Consider the following 16,527-nt stretch of genomic DNA (forward strand, 5'->3'; position numbering starts at 1 on the left):
CATATATATCTATTAAATGCTAAATAGCGTAGAGTATCATCTCTCGTGGTATATTCACATGAGGTCCGTCCCACACTTGCAATCGACGGACTCCCCTGGCCGCAACCGACCTTGATCGCCGCCGCTTCGAAACCAGAGAGTTGAGGATCGAATCGCGAAGCAACCCACTGGCTCGTCTACTGCAGCCAACTGACGATCCAGATCAGGACTCCCGCTCCGATTAAGAGCAGCCCTGCGGTCGAGGTAATCGGTTCCGGGAACAGGAAGAGAACGATCCCAGCGGCGACGAGCAGCGTTCCGAGCCCGTACTTCGCTTTCGCCTGGTCGAACCAACTCCCCGAACCGTCCGTTATCGGTTCCGTTGAACCGCCTCTTACTCGATCCGTCCGACTCCCTGAATCGTCCGTCGGTGGCTCCGTTGAGCCGCCGCGCACTCGATCCAATAACCCGCCCGACTCGTCCTCAGTCTCCCCTCTTGATTGTCTCCGTCGCATAGATAATGCATACATATGAACCAAGAATAGCAGACCGCCTTCCAGCGCCGGCCATTGAACTCCTATCCGGGAGAGACGACTCCACCGAAGCGAAGACCCGATTCAGAGGCTAACAGATGACGCGAACAAGATGGATATCAGTCCATCCAACTATGGTCTGCTCGCGTACCTTCTCTTCCTCCTTAGCGCTTTGCAGAACGGCGCGGCGGTCCTCGCCGCCGACCGTCACGTCGATCAGGGAGGGGAGTCGTATACACGTCGTAGTCCCACAGATCGTGGGGTAAAATTTGATTCCGTCACTTGTCTTCTCCGCTCTCTGGATCGACAGCGACGATCGAATTCGAGTCCCCTGGGTTTAGCCAGGATCGGAGATCGACGGAAACGCACCGACGCGAACGGATGCCCCGAGTGAAAGAGGGCTGCCGGTTCGGAGAGGATCACTGATGCGCCCGCGAGTTACCGACGGCGAACGCGAGCAGATCGAACTCGAGACATTCGAGATCGCTCGAGCGCGTGCAACGTATGTTCCTGAAGAGGTGCGCGATGAGTAGCAACTGCCGGAATTGCGGCGCACATCCTTCAGATCGGTACATTCGTGTGTTCGGGGATACCGATGGTATCTTGTACGCCTGCTCGGAGTGTCGTGATCAGCGGTTGATGTACCACGGCGCAGGGGTCGTCCCAGAGATCTGACGATGGTGACGATTCTCTTGGAGGATGGTGAAGGAGAACGGTTCGACTCGTACCAGCCACCCGGCAACGGCTGGATTCGCTGCCGTTGTTCGGATCCTTCACCGCGCAAGAAACTTTCCGAGCCGACGGAGTACTACAAGGAATTTGCCGACCGTCGGCGGGAGCTCCGGCACGAGATACCGACCAGTGACTGAGTATCCAGTTACTCGTCGGATGTGCCGTCGGATCCGTCGCCGTAGTCGATGTTGACGGTTTTGAGCTGGGTATAGTGATCGATTGCCTGCATTCCCTTCTCGCGGCCGAGCCCGCTCTTCTTGTAGCCGCCGAAGGGTGTCTGCGGGTACGAGCCGGAGTACTGATTGACCATTACGCTACCGGCCTCGATTTCGTTCGCAACGCGGTGGCCACGTCCGAGATCGTTCGTCCAGACCGTCGCGTAGAGGCCAAACTCAGTGTCGTTGGCCCGCCGAATCGCCTCCCGTTCGTCCGAAAACTCGTAGAGGGCGATGACCGGACCGAATACCTCCTCACAAGAGATTGGTGCGTCGTCGTCGGCCCCTTCGATTACCGTCGGCTCGTAGAAGTACCCTTCACGGTCAGGTACCGCTCCACCGGTCAGTGCGCTCGCACCGTTCTCGAGGGCGTCGTCGACGTACCCTCGTACCTTTTCGAGACCGTCGTCGGAGACGAGGGGGCCGAGATCGGGATCTTCAATTCCCGGCCCGATCGAAATCGATTCGACGGCTTCGCGGAGTGCTTCGCGGAATTCGTCATAGCAGCCCTGATGGACGAAGATCCGCGTCGTCGCGAAACAGACCTGCCCACTCATCAGCGTCAGCGCCTTCATCGCCCCCTCGACGGCGTCTTCGAGATTAGCATCCTCGAAGACGACTGCCGGACTCTTGCCACCGAGCTCGAGGGCCGTCGGAACCACGTTGTCGATTGCGGCCTTACCGACGATCTGGCCGGTCGCCACCGAACCAGTGAACGTGATCTCGTCGATTCGCGGATCGGTAGTGAGCGCGGCACCGGTCGTCTCGCCGTCGCCGGTGACCACGTTGAGAACGCCGTCGGGGATTCCCGCTTCGGTGGCGAGTTCGCCGATCTCCAACAGCCCAAGCGGGGCTTCCGGTGCAGGTTTGACGACGACTGCGTTTCCGGCTGCGAGCGCAGGTCCAATCCCACGACAGCAAAGTAGGATCGGAGCGTTCCACGGAATGACCTGGGCACTTACCCCGACTGGTTCCTTTCGTGTGAACGCCTGTTGGTCGCCGGGGACAGGAATTGTCTCTCCTTGAATTTTCGTCGTCATGCCCGCGTAGTACTCGATGTAGTCGGCAGCGCTACCGACGAGTCCTACCGACTGCCCGATCGGCCGACCGGTCTCCAGCGTGACGGTCTTGCTGATCTCGTCGACACGTTCCCGAATCGTCTCGGCGAACGCCGACAGGTGCTGGCCCCGTTCGGCTGGGTCCATCGCCGCCCACTCTGGTTGAGCACGTTTTGCGGACGTGATAGCATCGTCGACGCCTCCTTCGCTGGCCTCGGCGACGGTCGCAATCGGTGAGCCGGTCGCCGGATTCTCGACGTCGAATGTCTCGGCACCGTCTCGAAATTTCCCGTCGATAAACATTCCATAGTGATCGGATTGCTCCTCTTGCATGGGTTGTCAACCCATCCCACTGAACAAAGAACCTTGGCATCCGACCATTCGGACCGGTGACGCCCACCGGCAGTCGTAACGATGGATTCGCACTACTGTCGCCAGTCGGGGTCTGTCCGCGGTGGTGCGAGGACGCCGAGACCAACCGCGGGCGCCTCGCTTCGGTTTTCCGCCCCGTGTCGCTCTTGGCTCGGGAACCTGTAGGCGTCCCCTTCCTCGAGGGGGACCTCCGTTCCGTCGACGATCGCCGTCAGCTGTCCCCGCAGTACGTATCCGATCTGCTCGTGTTCGTGCCGGTGGACCGGCAGCGTCGCGCCCGGTTCGACCCGCCAGTACTTCATGCTCGCTTGCTCGCCCGTCGAGAGGTCGCCGAGATACACCCCCGGTGCAACTTCCTCGAGATCGACGTCGGCCGTTTCGATGTGGTCCATGGTGATGTCCCTCACAGTAAGATGCGACACTGATCCGGTACGTCAATCTTATTGCACATAACGATGACAGTGTTCCCGATCGACCGTATAAACATTTCCTAGAAACGTTTTATACCACCAGTTATCGTCGGGAACACTGCATGCCAGACAATGACACACTTCGCGTGTTTCACCTCCCCTTCTCGTTCATGTTGCCGCAGCGAGTCGCGGCCGAGCGGGGGTACTTCGCGGAGCACGGACTCGATGTCGAACTGATCGAGCGCGATCGGCGACGCGTCGACTGGAAGTACGTCCCTGGGGACGGAACCCTGACCGGAGACCAAGACGTGGATCTGTACCCGGTCTGCAAGTGGGAGAGCCTCCGCCGGACGTGGTCGCTCGAGGACGGTCGGATCGTCGCTCACGGCGCGTTCGCAGACCTTCCGTACACGTTTCACACGCGACCGGAGACGGATATCGACGGACCGGCCGACCTGGCAAACGTCCCCGTCGCGGTCAATCGGCGGACCGGACAGGAGTACACGGCGATCCGGGCGCTTGAGGAGCACCTCGAGCCGGACGAAATCGAACTCGAACACCACGGAATGCCGACCAACCGGCTCCGAGCCCTCCGGGACGGTACGGTCGAGGCCGTGACGCTGCTCGATCCCCACAGCGCGCTCGCGGATGGGCTCGGACTACAGCGAATCTTCGAATTCGAAAATCACGTCGGAATCGTTGGAACCGACGGCCTCGACGGCACGGCGTTCGAGGCGTTCATGGATGCCTACGGCCGCGCCGTCGAGGAGATCAACGAGGAGCCGTCCGCGTTCCGTCAGCAGTACCTCGAGATGCTCGAGAAGGACCGCGAGGTCGCACCCGACCTCTTCGAGGACGTCGACGTGTTGGCGATCCGCGATTCGGTGACCGTTCCGGAGTACGAAGTTCCCGAACCCGTCGACTCCGGGGACCTCGAGGGGCACCTCGACTGGATGAAAGAGCGAGAGCTGATCGACGAGGACGCGGAGATCGACACGATCGTCGCACCCGTCCGCTAGAGCCATGGATATCGACACTCAGCAGTCGGCACTAGACGAACTGCACGCCGATCCCGGGGAATTGCCCGTAATGCGCGCCCGGTTCGAGCACAATGGCAGCCCGCGGTACATGCTGTACACGATCAAGCGGTTCGGCTTCGACCGCGACCACGGCTTCCACCTCGACGTGGAACTCGTTTCGGACGAACTCGAGGGCGGAATCGAGACGGTCGAGGCAAAGCTCCACGAGGGTGACGCGGATCTGATCGACATCGACTTCATCTCGGCGGCTCGCGAGCGGGTCGACGGCGCGCCGATCGTCGCGTTTCACCCCTACGGGCGGACCGTCGGCGGTCTCGTCGTTCCCGAGGCGTCGTCGATCGAGGGGCTGTCCGACCTCCGCGACTGCCGCGTCGGCGTCGTCCGACGGCTGGACAAGAACTGGATCCTCACGCGGGCCGCCTGTCTCGAGTATCACGGCTTCGACCCCGAGGCAGAGGCGACATCGGTCGAGTCCGGATCGAAGGTCGAACTCACGCGGATGCTGCGCGACGGCGACGTCGACGCTGCACTGCAGTTCTGGCAGATCGTTCCCGAGATCGTCGAGACCGGGCCGTACCGCGAGGTGATTCCGATGGCGGATCTGGTCCAGCGGCTCTCCGGCGCCGATCAAACGCTGCCGATCTCGACGTTCCTCACGAGCGAGTCGTACCTCTCCGAGACTCCCGAGGCCGTTCGCGGCTTCAAGCGAGCGTACGCCGACGCGGTCGAGCGGCTCCGGACCGACGACGAATTGTGGGACGAACTCGGCGAGCGGATGATGTATGAGGACGATCCCGCGGTCGTCCGCGACGGATGGCGAGAGATGGTCGTCGCCGACTGGGACGCGGAGACGACTGCGGCAATGGAGCAACTGTTCGACCACCTCCTCGAGGTCGCGGGTCCGGACGCGCTCGGTGTCGACCGCATTCCGGATGACCTGTTCCAACTGGAGGTGCCCCAGCCACAATGACAACCACGACCATCGACTTTCAGCTCAACTGGGAGCCAAACGGGTTCCAGGCACCGTACTTCTTCGCCCGCGAACGGGGGTTCTACGACGAGGAGGGGCTCGACGTACGCTTCGTCGAGGGACACGGCTCGCCGTTCGCCGCGGAGCAGGCCGCGAAGGGACGCGCGGAGTTCGCGCTGGCGGGTGCGAGCGCCGTCCTCTCGGTCCAGAGCCGCGGCCTCGAGCCGCTCGCCGTCGCCGCCGTCACGGGGAAGACGCCGGCGGCGATCTACACGCTGCAGGACGTCTTCGGCGAGCCCCTCGAGCGTCCGGGTCAACTCGTCGGCCGGACGATCGCCCCCTCGGCGACGAAGACGCGCATCCTGACGGCCCAACTGCTCGAGAACGAGGGGATCCGGGACGATGTCGAGTTGCTCGAGGTCGACGACCACACCCATCACCGCGTCCAGCACAAGGTGCTCGACGGCGCGGTCGACGCCGCCGTGGGTGTCGTTACGAACGGCTACGAACTCGAACGTGAACACGACCGGACGGCCGACGAACTCCCGATCGGAAACCACCTCGATGTCTACGGGATGACGATCGTGAGCGATCCCGACTTCGCTCGTGCCGAGCCGGAGACGGTCCGCGCGTTCCTGCGCGCGACGGCCCGCGGCTGGGAAGCGGCGACGGCCGACCCGGAGGAGGCGGTCGACCGCCTCGTCGAGCGCAACGCCACGCTCGAGCGGAACCGGCCCGTCGAGGAGCGGAAGTTCCGGACCGCCGCGACTGAACTCCAGTTTACCGATCGGGTCCGCCGGTCCGGCTGGGGGCTCCACGACGGCGACCGGTGGCGGACGCTCGGAGAGACCCTCGCCGAGACGGATCTGCTCGAGGGAGAGATCGATCCGGACGCGGTCTGGACCAATGAGTTCGTCGACACCGACGCGGACGTCGTCCGAAACTACGTGGATCGAGTGGGTGCCTGAGGATGGAGACCGTCGATCATATCAATGTCAACGTCGACGACCTCGAGTCCTGCTACGCGTTCTACCGTGACGCGCTCGGGCTCGAGGTGGTACGCGATCCCGACGATTTCCAGGGCGAACACGCGATGTTCCGGGCAGGCGAAACCGTCGTCACACTGGTCGAAACCGGTCGCGGCGAGCGGTGGGACGAGCGCGGTCTCGATCACCCGCTCGACAAGGCGCACCTCGCCTTCGAGACCGACCGGGACGAGTACGAGTCGCTGATGGACGAGCTCGACGACCAGTTCCCGAATCAGGGGCCCTACGACTGGGACGAGTTCGAGGGGTTCTACTTCCTCGATCCGAGCGGCAATCTGCTCGAGGTAATCACCTACGAGCCCCCGACGGGCGAACAAGAGCGGTCGCTGCTCACGCACGACGACGTCGAGTAGGGACGAGATCGAGTCGGGAGCCGAAGGTGTCCAGCGTGACTATGACTTTGGGCGATATATTTTGCCCAGAGGAAGAAATATGTGTGCTAATCCCGTTGGTAGGAGTATGACAGACGATATCCGCCACGACGGCCCGCCCCCGTTCGATAGACCGTTCGAAGGCGAGGACACGAAGCAGCGCGTGTACGGTGCGGTGTTACACGCCCGAGAGCCGATGACGGCCGCCGAGATTGCCGAGCGGGCAGACTGCTCGGAGGAGTCGGCACGGACACACCTGTCCTTCTACGCCGACCTCGGCATCGTCATTCGGCATGAGGGCCGGCCGGTCAGGTACGAGCGCAACGACGACTATTTCGAGTGGCGTCGGGTCAACGAGCTGGCGCGAGAGAACACTGTCGACGAGTTGCAGGCCCGCGTATCGGAGTTGACCGACCGGATCGAGGAGTACCGCGGCGAATATGGGGTCGACTCGCCCGCCGAGGTCGATGTCCTCGAGTTCGACGCGGAGCGGATTGACGACGTGTACGTGGAACTCGGTAATTGGGCCACCAATATCGAGGAACGTCGCCTCCACGAACGCGCCAGGAGAAAGGCCGCCGGCTCGACGGCCCCGTCGCATAGCTGAGATGGTGCCGGCGGATGACGGTGCGAGTCCCGCATCGATAGACCGGTCGATATTGGAGCGAATGGGTTCCCGATTCGGTGGCCGTCGCATGTTCGAGTCAGCGGAGATTGTCAAGGAGGGGAAGCTGCACCTCCGCGTCGAGCTGTCGGGCGACTACTATCCGAACGAGGCGTCTGCTCGCTTTGAGATTCGCTGGTATCGCAACGACGACTTCAACTTTCACTACCAGGAGGAGCGACGGGACGGGGTGTGGAAGTGTCGATGTGATCGGCACCCAAACGCACACAACTCACGGGATCACTTCCATCCACCGCCGGCCGCTAGCCGCACCGACGCGGAGAACGCTCAGTGGCCGGACGACCACCGCGATATGAGCCGCCTCGTCCTTGATCACATCGAGGAGCGCATCGAGATGCTATGGGAGCAGCAGTAGGCGAAAGCATTGCCGAACGTGTTGAGGAGATCCGTTCGAGAAGTGCGACTGTTACTTCTGTGCGGTAACTTCAGGTGCAAGGGCAGATACTGTGCCATCAACTATATATTATCGCCCCAAACACTGTTAACAATGGTTCACTGGCGACGTCCCGTGTCCACAATCGGTGCGAGACGTATTATTGGCGCTCTTGGGGCGCTTTACGTCGCACTTTCCGTTCTTCGAGCATTTATTGGGTTTAATATCGGTGCATCGACCAGTAGAATCTTCCTTATAACCCTGGTAATCGCCGTTTCTGGGTTCCTCCTCCTTTATGGCGCATACTGGCTCCCTCAGAGCGATATCAACACCAAGTTCCACGCTGACATCGCTGGCTGGTGTCTCGTCGGATTCGGGACAATGGCGGGTCTACTCATCTTGTTTCATCTCCAGCCCGAAGGTGGTTTTTCTGAACCACTGACCGGGATACCGATTCTCACGGCACTGGGTAGCGTCGGAGGGCTCGGCGTCGGTGTCTATGACAGCCAAGCCAAGACGCAAACTCGGCAACTCAAGCAACGAGCTAATCAGCAAGAGGCTGTGGCCTATCTCGGTCAGTTCGCACTCGAGACTGACGACCTTGACGACCTTATGTATGAGTCAGCCCGAGAGGTCGCCGATGCACTCGACAACGACTACTGCAAAGTGCTCGACCTCGACTCCGAGAACGAGGAACTACTGCTCCGCCAGGGTGTTGGATGGAAGAAGGGAATCGCTGGAGAGGCAACTGTCTCGTCTATTGAAGCGGACTCACAGGCAGCGTATACCTTGGCTAATAATCACCCGATCGTTGTCGAAGACCTCGAGACGGAGACACGGTTTAGTGGACCTGATCTCCTTCGAAGCCATGATGTTCGCAGCGGCATCAGCACTATTATCGGGCCGTTCGACGAGCCGTGGGGAATTCTAGGGACACACGATACCGACCGGCAAGAGTTCACCGAAGAGGACGTCAACTTTGTCCAGAGCGTCGCCAACATCCTCGCGGACGCGATCGAGCGGGCAGGAAAGGAACAGCAGTTGCGGGAACGGCAGGCGCAGCTGGATATGGCGACCGAAGCCGCGTCGATTGGGATTTGGACATGGGATATTCAGAAAAACGTCGTAACTGGTGATGAATACCTCGCGGAACTATACGAAATGAATCCAGTAATTGTCACAGAAGGTGCTCCGATAGAAGCCTTCTACGATCAAATCCATGAAGACGAGGCAGAGGAAACGAAGAGTGAAATCAAACGAGCTATTGAGGAGACAGGTGAACTCAAGACCGAGTTCCGGCTCAAAGATGGTGCCATCACCTGGGTAGAGATACGGGGAGAGGTCGAATACGATGTTTCTGGCAACCCAATCCGGATGCATGGAACGGTTGCTGATATCACCGAACGGAAGGAGCGAGAGCAACAGTTAGAACAACTGGTCGCTGAGCTCGAAGAATCGAACGAACGGTTAGAGCAGTTCGCGTATGCAGCCTCACACGATCTGCAAGAGCCGCTGCGGATGGTCTCGTCGTACCTCCAACTCATCGATAGCCGCTATGACCTCAACGAGGAGGGGGAAGAGTTCCTCGAGTTCGCCGTGGATGGGGCCGAGCGGATGCGGTCGATGATCGACGGGCTTCTCCAGTACTCCCGCGTCGAAACACAAGGAGACCCCTTAGAGCCGGTCGACCTGGAATGTATTCTTGACGATGTCCGTGATAACCTACAGGTAACAATCGAGGAGAATAATGCAACGATCGAGACAGAGCCGCTTCCACGTGTTCAGGGAGACCCCGATCAATTGCGGCAGGTCTTCCAGAACCTGCTCGATAATGCCATCGAGTACAGCGACGTCCAGCCGACGGTTCACGTAACCGCAGAGCGGAACGGCACGGACTGGATCGTCTCCGTCGAGGACGAGGGAATCGGAATTAACCCGGAACAACAGGAGCAGATCTTTGAGGTGTTCCAGCGAGGCCACAGCCGCAGTGAGGGCAACGGTACGGGAATCGGTCTTGCGCTCTGTGAGCGGATTATCGAGCGTCACGGGGGTGACATCTGGGTCGAGTCCGAACCCGGTGAGGGGTCGACATTCTCCTTTCTCCTCCCTGCGAGTAGTAGCCAATAGTGAGAATGATGCGAACATTCTCCTCGTAGAAGACAATCCGGATGACGTCCGGCTCACTCAAGTTGGGCAGGGGTGGTGGCCCGAGATCGCGACCAATCTTAGTGGATAATGGGTGGGTCGGAACGAAGTGATGTGCAGACGGCCGTCCCCCAACGCTTGGGATTCCCACGTCTTCAGGCGCGGTTGGGTGGTAATAAGAAGTGCTGTCCCAAGTGCGATTTCGTAACCAATCTTCTCTCCATACACTCCGATATTCGGTACTATTATTCGGACCTTAGATAATACCCACCTATGCGACGACGCGCGATACTTGAGGGTGCCGGAACGGTGCTCTCAGTTACGCTAGCTGGGTGCGGAGACCTTATCGAACCAATGGACGACGAAAGCGAAGAGAGCCCCGAACAAAACAATACGACTGACAAGAACAACGAGGACGACACTGAAAACGAAACTGAACCGGCCAGCGAACCGAGCGACTTCGATGATGACGACTCCGGCAACGAGAGTGATGAATCCGTCAATCCGGCTACGCTGATAATCGACGACTTCGAGGACTACGATAGCGGCGGTCAGCTGGGTCCATGGACACTTGACGGAACCGGCACTGTTGGCGTCTCCTCGAGCGCGGCCTTACACGAGGACTCGAGTCAGGGTATTCGGCAAAACGGCGACTCGAATATCCGTTCCTTCCCTGGTCAGGGGCTACCGAACTATCCCGAAGACGGCCGCGTGGTTTCGGTACTTATGCGTCCTGACTCGAGCACCTCCCAGCCCTGGATCCTTCTCGGAATGGAGGACAACGTGTGGGCCACAGAAACCATAGGGTGGCGGCTTATTGTTGACCCGAACGGTGGAATTCGGATTGCTCGAGAGACAGAGAATGGTGTTGAAATTCTTGACAAGAACACGAGACTTCCCAATCTGGTCGATAGAACTGTTACATGTCAATTTGTTGCTGACAGTTCTAAAGGAGTTGGATTCCGGATCAAAGACCCTGACGGTACCGTACTCGGCACCGTTAGCACAAGTGTGACGGATGGCATCGCGGACGAAATGAGTATTGGCTTTCGGTCCTCACAAGGCGTTGACTGGGATCGGCTGCGATTCGTCGACAGCGAGAGTGATGGCTGAGCGACACAGCTCAACATTCACGATCGTCTCGAGTAACTTCACCAGCGGTCTCTTAACACCGTCTAGTTAAGCACTTCTAGCGTAGACCGACGATTCAGAGGCTGCGCGATATCCTTGCGGAGACAGTCCCCCTCAGTCAATCGCGGGCAATACCTCATCTTCATAGAACTCCATAAACTCGGCCTGGTTCGGCCCGATCTGATGAATCGTCACATGATCGAACCCGGCATCAATGTACTCCTGAATGGCTTCGATGTGCTCGTCAGGATCGGAGCCGCAGACAACCAGCTCCGCGATATCATCCTTGGACACCGCTGCAGTCGCCTGTTCGAAATGCGCGGGTGTTGGAAGTATCCACATGAGTTCCCCGGGGAGTGCTGCCTGCGGCCAGATCTCATAAGCGGTCTCAATCGCTTCCTGTTTGTCTTCGGCGTAACAGATATCAAGTTCGGCATACCGAGGTTCGTCTTCGCCACCTCCCGCTTCGAATGTCTCGATCAGTTCCTCGTCAGGAGCAACCCCAACGAGTCCATCCCCGATCTCTCCCGCAGTCCGCGCCGCTTTCGGACCGTCCGCGGCAACCCGAATCGGTGGCAGTTCGTCCGGAAGCGTGTATATCTGCGCGTTCTCGACAGTATAATACTCACCGTGATAGCTCGTGGTGTCACCCGTCCAGAGCGTCCGGATGATATCGACTGCCTCTCGAAGCATGTCAAGTCGAACCTCGTGTTCTGGCCACCGATCGCCGAGGATGTGTTCGCTCAGCTTCTCACCGGTACCGACACCGAGGAAGAATCTTCCCGGTAACTGGACGCCAGCAGTTGCAGCTGCTTGCGCGATAAGCGCCGGATGATACCGAATGATCGGGCACGTAATGGCGGTTCCAAGACGCAGATCGTCGGTTGCCTGTGCAATCGCTCCAATCACATTCCAGACGAACGGGCTTTCGCCTTGTGTTGAGGTCCAGGGGTGGTAGTGATCGGAGATCATCGCGTACTCGAATGCTGACTGATCGGCGAGGGTCGCGTACTCAACGAGATCGTTCGGACCGTGTTCCTCGCAGATGAGTTTGTGGCCAATTTCGGTCATGGTGTGGGAGATGTGAATCAGGGTTCTACTGCTGGAACGACCCGGACGAGACTATCGGTCGTTCGTATAGGAGAGGCGGCCACAATCAGTTACTTAGATCCCATACTTGCGGCTGCTTTGTACGCAATCCACTACAAGAAATGAGTGAATGTCGACAGTTCATTCATGAACAACGCAGCCAATGCCGCCACAACCAGGATAATACCTATACCGAGTATGAGGACGCCGACCAGGACATCAAAACGATCAGCTCCAAACCGGGATGTGACTCGTCCCACATCACGACCGTACCCAGAAACAAGAATAACGTGGAGAACATCAGGAACAAGGCCGAATGTAGCGCCGTCCACACTCCCAGATCCGTGCTCCTCCTCTGGCGAACAGCACTGATTGATATTCGATCGCTTCGTGCCGGTAACAGTCGTTCCGCACCTTGAATGTAGCACGAGATTCAGCTTGATTTGCGAAGTTAATGATCACTCAGTACAGGGAGTACATTTACCGAGGATCTCCTGAACCACACAGTTGATTATCGCCTACTTTAAGTACTACTCTATCCCGGCATACTTCTTGGATATGCATCTATCCAAAATTAGTGGTATGTAATAACATAATCTAAGCCATGTTGTCTAATCGAGATCTTCCCACACACCAAACTCTGTTGGTACACTGCTTATTATCCTCGAGTCTCCTTCTCTGACCACGGAAACTAACGCTACAGAACGGATCACGAAAGCAGCAGTACTTCTTTTTCGACGCTGGCCCGCCGACGACTCGCAAATCTCTCCCGCATAAATCGCTGAGCTTCCAATTTCAATCAAACTCATTCAGAATAATATTTATTTTGTCCCATGGGAAAGCTTATGACGGGATAGTTTGCTTGTCAGAATATAGATTATGACAACCGATACAGACCACCTCTGTCGCGCGTCGGACTCTCCCTCCAGTGACTCTCCCTCCGACGCCCCATCGGAACTGTCCCTAGATGAGATCTTCCATATCCTCCAGACCAACCGTCGAAGAGATGTGATCGACTATCTACTGGCCGAAGAGGGTCCCGTCAAGATGGGACATCTCGCCGAGGTCATCGCAGCGAAAGAGCATGAAACGACCGTTGCACAACTGACCTCTACCCAGCGCCAGCGCGTCTACATCCCACTCTATCAGACACACCTCCCGAAACTCGACGAGAAAGGAGTCATTGACTACAACAAGCCCCGCGGAATCGTACGCCCGGGCGATCGATTGGACCTCTTCCAGCCCTATCTAGAGGCAGCGAACTCGAGTGACGGCGAGCGCTCGGAATCCGATCCCGACTCTCTCAGTGCGCGTATCACCAGCGACTATTACGGAGCAGCTATCGGGGCGAGCGCGAGTCTGCTGCTCGCCTCTGTGGGCGGTCTGCTGATTCCTGATCTGCCGCTCGTTGTGCTCATCACTACCCTGATCATTCTGGCGACAGTTGTGACGACGTTCTCCAACTTCCGGTCAGCGACCGAGCTTAATGACGCTGTGTCTACCACATTAACTTACAGTGAACAGAATAGTCGATAGCGCAATCGCTGCTGATCATTAACTGGGCAGAGGTGGTGGCCCGAGATCGCGACCATTCTTAGTGGATAATGAGTGGGTCGGAACGAGTGATGTGCAGACGGCCGTTCGGAGTGGGATTCAGCCGGGACGCCGTCTACATTAGCTAATCCTGTCATGCACGAGCAGATCATCACTAGTAACCAGGAGACCGATCCAGACATCCGAACACCTGAGGTCGTCGACTCTGCATTCATGTCCATCAGTGAGCGCCACGATACCCTTGGCAAGTTCGCCCACAAGTAACGCGCTCCAGTAGGGACGACAACTACGTGATTCTATTTTTTCGAAGGGAGTACAACGTGATCGAGCCAGAAATCTTCAATCGCTTGTGCGAGTCGCTCAAAACGTTCCGGTGACTCTGGTTTTTGGACGTAAGCGTTCGCGTGGAGATCGTACGTTTGAGCAACCTCTTCCGCTTCGTCTGACCTCGTCAGTACAATCACAGGTATCCGTTTTAACTCGGTGTGATTCTTTATCTCGGCAAGGATCTTGAGGCCGTCAGTGCTGGGGAGATGGAGATCCAGAAAAACAAGATCGGGTCGTGAAGCGTCCTCGTAGTCGTCGCGTTGGTTGATGAAATTGAACGCTTCGTCGCCACTGGAGACAGTTGTTACTCTATTAGTGACTTCAGTCGTCTCGAACGAGTCGATGAAAGGTGAGACACTATCGGGGTCTGATTCAATAAGGAGGATGTTATATCCTTCACCTTCCCGTGAAGATTCCTCAACCATCTCTAAGTGCCATTATCAGGTAAAGGAACTCTACAGGGCGATAATTTCTATCCCCCAAAAATTTGGTGTATTGCTTCTTCGCTTCGCCAGGCTGACTGGTAGTTGTGCATCCTGTACTGAACAGTATGTACTTCGCCTGTACTGATCTCCCTACTGTGTTGGAGAAAGTAGGAAGGCGACGTACCACCGTACTAGCCGATCAGATAGCAGTGGCTGCTCCTCTATGAATGCTCAATAGGTGTGCATACTGACTGCTCGGAGTCAGTCGGTCTCATCAAAAAAGTCGTCCAACGGTTCGGCGAGTTCGTCGAGCCCGTTTCCATCTTCGCCAGGAATGTAGCGGACGACAATCATGTCTTGATCATCGACATTGCGCGTCGTATCGAGGCGCCTGGTTTGGTGCCAGATTCCTGTGACTGTGATCTGTCCATGTTCGGCATAGTGGTATCTTTCACTATCCTCAATAACCCGGTCAGAGACTGAATCAGGACACTGTTCGTTGTTGTTCATTAAGTGTGGTACTGCCCCAGATCTGTTTTCTCTCATGTCTGCGAGAGATGGTCTTGTCCTACTCTCAGAAGTAGTGACCATCACTATCTACCCAACCTAATAGTAACTGCGTGTGCTTACTGATCGAAATCCGTGATATTACCCAACTGAGATCTTCTCTCTTAGTAAGCGTGATACAATTACCTCGTCCTCCCGTGCGGCGACGAAATCGATTCCAGTCACGGTTGTTGCTACGTCATGAATGGGGTGATTGACGCGATATGCTGGGCCACTGTTGCCACCCGGAGAATAAACGCTATCAGGAGCGCAAGAGGGATGAGACCAACCACAGCCGTCAGGAGAGCGAAAACGAATAGCATTGGCATAGGGGCAGCCGCCGTGGGAAAGGTAGCGAGCTGGACGAGTAACGCGACTGGGAGCGAAATCGCCAGCACACCGACATACAGGAGTGAGCGAGAGAGCTGTGCGAGTTCCTCCTTCATGAACGCGGTCGTAAAGTACTGTCGAGCGATGTCGAGATTCTTCAAATCCGCGCTCAAGGCATCGAGCGTGGACAGCAGTTGTTCGTGCTCATCCCCCTCGTAAGCCGACTCAAGCTGATGACATTCGTGAATGTGGGTCGCGTATTCGATACCGAGGAGGGGAACGATCACTGAAGAAAGCTTATCCGGCCCCGTCCCGAGTTCCTCGCTAATCTGATCGCACTCCTCCGGTAGCTCATCGATAAGGTGGGTATCCGGGTCACCGCTCGAGTTCGGGAGAAATTCCGCGAGCGAATCGGTCCGTTCTCGGGTCTGCTGAAGGAGCTGTTGCAGGAAGTCGGCTGGATCCGTCGGTGGTGCCGGCTGGTCAAGTGCTGCCTGCCGATAATCGTCCGATTGGTCGATCTCGTCTCGGAGCGACCCCGGTGACTCTAGTTCCTGGGAGAGAATCACTTGGTTGATCGCGACCACAAGGGTGATGAGCGTGATATTCCCCCCGATCAATGCGCTCGCGATATAGATCAACGGCGTGAGATTGCGGATGGCGAACTGTGAGAAGAGAGGGATAAGCACCACCACAGCCATGGTGAAGAGTATCCCAGTGGCGACACTGAACCGATCCCCTGAGAGGAGCAACCATCGACTGACTCGGTCGTCCATTCGTTGATTGGTACTTCGCCGGTCAGCCGGAAAAGGTGTGGTGCCTCTCTTCACCTTCTCTCTGTATCAGGATTTCATCCTCCGATTACGAACGATCTTTGTGCCCCCTATACTGACCGTGATATTCGGTTAGTAACAAGTGAATCAGAGACTCGGGGTTGCAGAGTGTGCCTATATATCGCTCAATACCGACTGTAGTAATCAAAATTTGATAGCAGTATGGGGTGGTGGTGTATACAAGACCTCTGCATAACCGTCTTCAGCCACTCTCATAGAATGGCAGACATCGGCTGTTTCACTGGCCCAACCACAAAGCAGACCGATGGCTGTCGTTACTTCAACGTCATCTCGACCTGAGAGAATTCTCGATTTCTCAAGCGGGTACTCCAGAGCAGTATCAGACTCGGTGGACCGCCCCAT

15 protein-coding genes are annotated in these 16,527 nt (G+C 57.5%); 9 read left to right on the plus strand and 6 right to left on the minus strand.

The genetic code is table 11. The features are described 5' to 3' along the window. Positions 1-1,389: 1,389 nt before the first annotated feature. Together WD430_RS20530 and WD430_RS20535 are read right to left on the minus strand one after the other, a co-directional pair. Positions 1,390-2,850: an aldehyde dehydrogenase family protein gene (locus WD430_RS20530; protein ID WP_339105981.1), complete on the minus strand. Its 1,461-nt coding sequence runs from the start codon at positions 2,848-2,850 to the stop codon at positions 1,390-1,392. Between the two features lie 92 nt (positions 2,851-2,942). Next, positions 2,943-3,281 carry a cupin domain-containing protein gene (locus WD430_RS20535; RefSeq protein ID WP_339105982.1) on the minus strand — a complete coding sequence of 113 codons (339 nt, stop codon included), beginning with the start codon at positions 3,279-3,281 and terminating at the stop codon, positions 2,943-2,945. Positions 3,282-3,421: 140 nt separating this feature from the next. Between WD430_RS20535 and WD430_RS20540 the strand changes: the two genes are divergently transcribed. The 8 genes from WD430_RS20540 to WD430_RS20575 all read left to right on the plus strand — a co-directional run bounded on the left by WD430_RS20540 (position 3,422) and on the right by WD430_RS20575 (position 11,042). Continuing rightward, the gene (locus WD430_RS20540) at positions 3,422-4,318 is read left to right on the plus strand and encodes an ABC transporter substrate-binding protein (RefSeq protein WP_339105983.1); all 897 of its coding nucleotides are present in this window, start codon (positions 3,422-3,424) and stop codon (positions 4,316-4,318) included. A 4-nt stretch (positions 4,319-4,322) separates the two neighbouring features. Further along, positions 4,323-5,309 carry an ABC transporter substrate-binding protein gene (locus WD430_RS20545; protein WP_339105984.1) on the plus strand — a complete coding sequence of 329 codons (987 nt, stop codon included), beginning with the start codon at positions 4,323-4,325 and terminating at the stop codon, positions 5,307-5,309. Further along, positions 5,306-6,277 (plus strand): ABC transporter substrate-binding protein, encoded by a 972-nt coding sequence (locus tag WD430_RS20550; protein WP_339105985.1) that lies wholly within the window; start codon positions 5,306-5,308, stop codon positions 6,275-6,277. Before WD430_RS20545 ends, WD430_RS20550 begins: the two co-directional genes overlap by 4 nt. Positions 6,278-6,279: 2 nt before the next feature. Continuing rightward, complete coding sequence (locus WD430_RS20555) at positions 6,280-6,708, plus strand: VOC family protein (RefSeq protein WP_339105986.1); 429 nt, start codon at positions 6,280-6,282, stop codon at positions 6,706-6,708. Positions 6,709-6,814: 106 nt separating this feature from the next. After that, positions 6,815-7,333, plus strand: coding sequence for a transcriptional regulator (locus WD430_RS20560; RefSeq protein ID WP_339105987.1), 519 nt, complete (start codon positions 6,815-6,817; stop codon positions 7,331-7,333). Between the two features lie 88 nt (positions 7,334-7,421). Next, entirely contained in the window at positions 7,422-7,766 is a 345-nt protein-coding gene (locus tag WD430_RS20565; RefSeq protein ID WP_339105988.1) for a hypothetical protein, read from the plus strand. Positions 7,767-7,898: 132 nt separating this feature from the next. Beyond that, positions 7,899-9,911, plus strand: a complete 2,013-nt coding sequence (locus WD430_RS20570) for an ATP-binding protein (RefSeq protein ID WP_339105989.1) — start codon at positions 7,899-7,901, stop codon at positions 9,909-9,911. Between the two features lie 291 nt (positions 9,912-10,202). Next, entirely contained in the window at positions 10,203-11,042 is an 840-nt protein-coding gene (locus WD430_RS20575) for a hypothetical protein (RefSeq protein ID WP_339105990.1), read from the plus strand. Positions 11,043-11,174: 132 nt separating this feature from the next. Here WD430_RS20575 and WD430_RS20580 read toward each other — a convergent pair whose 3' ends face one another. Continuing rightward, positions 11,175-12,131, minus strand: a complete 957-nt coding sequence (locus tag WD430_RS20580; RefSeq protein WP_339105991.1) for a TIGR03557 family F420-dependent LLM class oxidoreductase — start codon at positions 12,129-12,131, stop codon at positions 11,175-11,177. Between the two features lie 1,026 nt (positions 12,132-13,157). Here WD430_RS20580 and WD430_RS20585 point away from each other — a divergent pair. Then, entirely contained in the window at positions 13,158-13,685 is a 528-nt protein-coding gene (locus WD430_RS20585) for a hypothetical protein (RefSeq protein ID WP_339105992.1), read from the plus strand. Between the two features lie 314 nt (positions 13,686-13,999). Here WD430_RS20585 and WD430_RS20590 read toward each other — a convergent pair whose 3' ends face one another. The 3 genes from WD430_RS20590 to WD430_RS20600 form a co-directional block, all read right to left on the minus strand. Beyond that, a complete protein-coding gene (locus WD430_RS20590; protein WP_339105993.1) occupies positions 14,000-14,455 on the minus strand; it encodes a response regulator in 456 nt (151 codons plus the stop codon). Between the two features lie 261 nt (positions 14,456-14,716). Next, positions 14,717-14,965, minus strand: a complete 249-nt coding sequence (locus WD430_RS20595) for a hypothetical protein (protein WP_339105994.1) — start codon at positions 14,963-14,965, stop codon at positions 14,717-14,719. Between the two features lie 230 nt (positions 14,966-15,195). Next, positions 15,196-16,107, minus strand: coding sequence for a hypothetical protein (locus tag WD430_RS20600; protein ID WP_339105995.1), 912 nt, complete (start codon positions 16,105-16,107; stop codon positions 15,196-15,198). Positions 16,108-16,527: the final 420 nt, after the last annotated feature.

This window comes from Haloterrigena sp. KLK7, assembly GCF_037914945.1.
In the GTDB taxonomy this organism is placed as follows: domain Archaea; phylum Halobacteriota; class Halobacteria; order Halobacteriales; family Natrialbaceae; genus Haloterrigena; species Haloterrigena salinisoli.

Excerpts from the sequence above, each read along its gene's own strand:
- WD430_RS20530 (WP_339105981.1), bottom strand. The coding sequence starts at position 2,850 with ATGCAAGAGGAGCAATCCGATCACTATGGAATGTTTATCGACGGGAAA.
- WD430_RS20535 (WP_339105982.1), bottom strand. The coding sequence starts at position 3,281 with ATGGACCACATCGAAACGGCCGACGTCGATCTCGAGGAAGTTGCACCG.
- WD430_RS20540 (WP_339105983.1), top strand. The coding sequence starts at position 3,422 with ATGCCAGACAATGACACACTTCGCGTGTTTCACCTCCCCTTCTCGTTC.
- WD430_RS20545 (WP_339105984.1), top strand. The coding sequence starts at position 4,323 with ATGGATATCGACACTCAGCAGTCGGCACTAGACGAACTGCACGCCGAT.
- WD430_RS20550 (WP_339105985.1), top strand. The coding sequence starts at position 5,306 with ATGACAACCACGACCATCGACTTTCAGCTCAACTGGGAGCCAAACGGG.
- WD430_RS20555 (WP_339105986.1), top strand. The coding sequence starts at position 6,280 with ATGGAGACCGTCGATCATATCAATGTCAACGTCGACGACCTCGAGTCC.
- WD430_RS20560 (WP_339105987.1), top strand. The coding sequence starts at position 6,815 with ATGACAGACGATATCCGCCACGACGGCCCGCCCCCGTTCGATAGACCG.
- WD430_RS20565 (WP_339105988.1), top strand. The coding sequence starts at position 7,422 with ATGTTCGAGTCAGCGGAGATTGTCAAGGAGGGGAAGCTGCACCTCCGC.
- WD430_RS20570 (WP_339105989.1), top strand. The coding sequence starts at position 7,899 with ATGGTTCACTGGCGACGTCCCGTGTCCACAATCGGTGCGAGACGTATT.
- WD430_RS20575 (WP_339105990.1), top strand. The coding sequence starts at position 10,203 with ATGCGACGACGCGCGATACTTGAGGGTGCCGGAACGGTGCTCTCAGTT.
- WD430_RS20580 (WP_339105991.1), bottom strand. The coding sequence starts at position 12,131 with ATGACCGAAATTGGCCACAAACTCATCTGCGAGGAACACGGTCCGAAC.
- WD430_RS20590 (WP_339105993.1), bottom strand. The coding sequence starts at position 14,455 with ATGGTTGAGGAATCTTCACGGGAAGGTGAAGGATATAACATCCTCCTT.
- WD430_RS20595 (WP_339105994.1), bottom strand. The coding sequence starts at position 14,965 with ATGAACAACAACGAACAGTGTCCTGATTCAGTCTCTGACCGGGTTATT.
- WD430_RS20600 (WP_339105995.1), bottom strand. The coding sequence starts at position 16,107 with ATGGACGACCGAGTCAGTCGATGGTTGCTCCTCTCAGGGGATCGGTTC.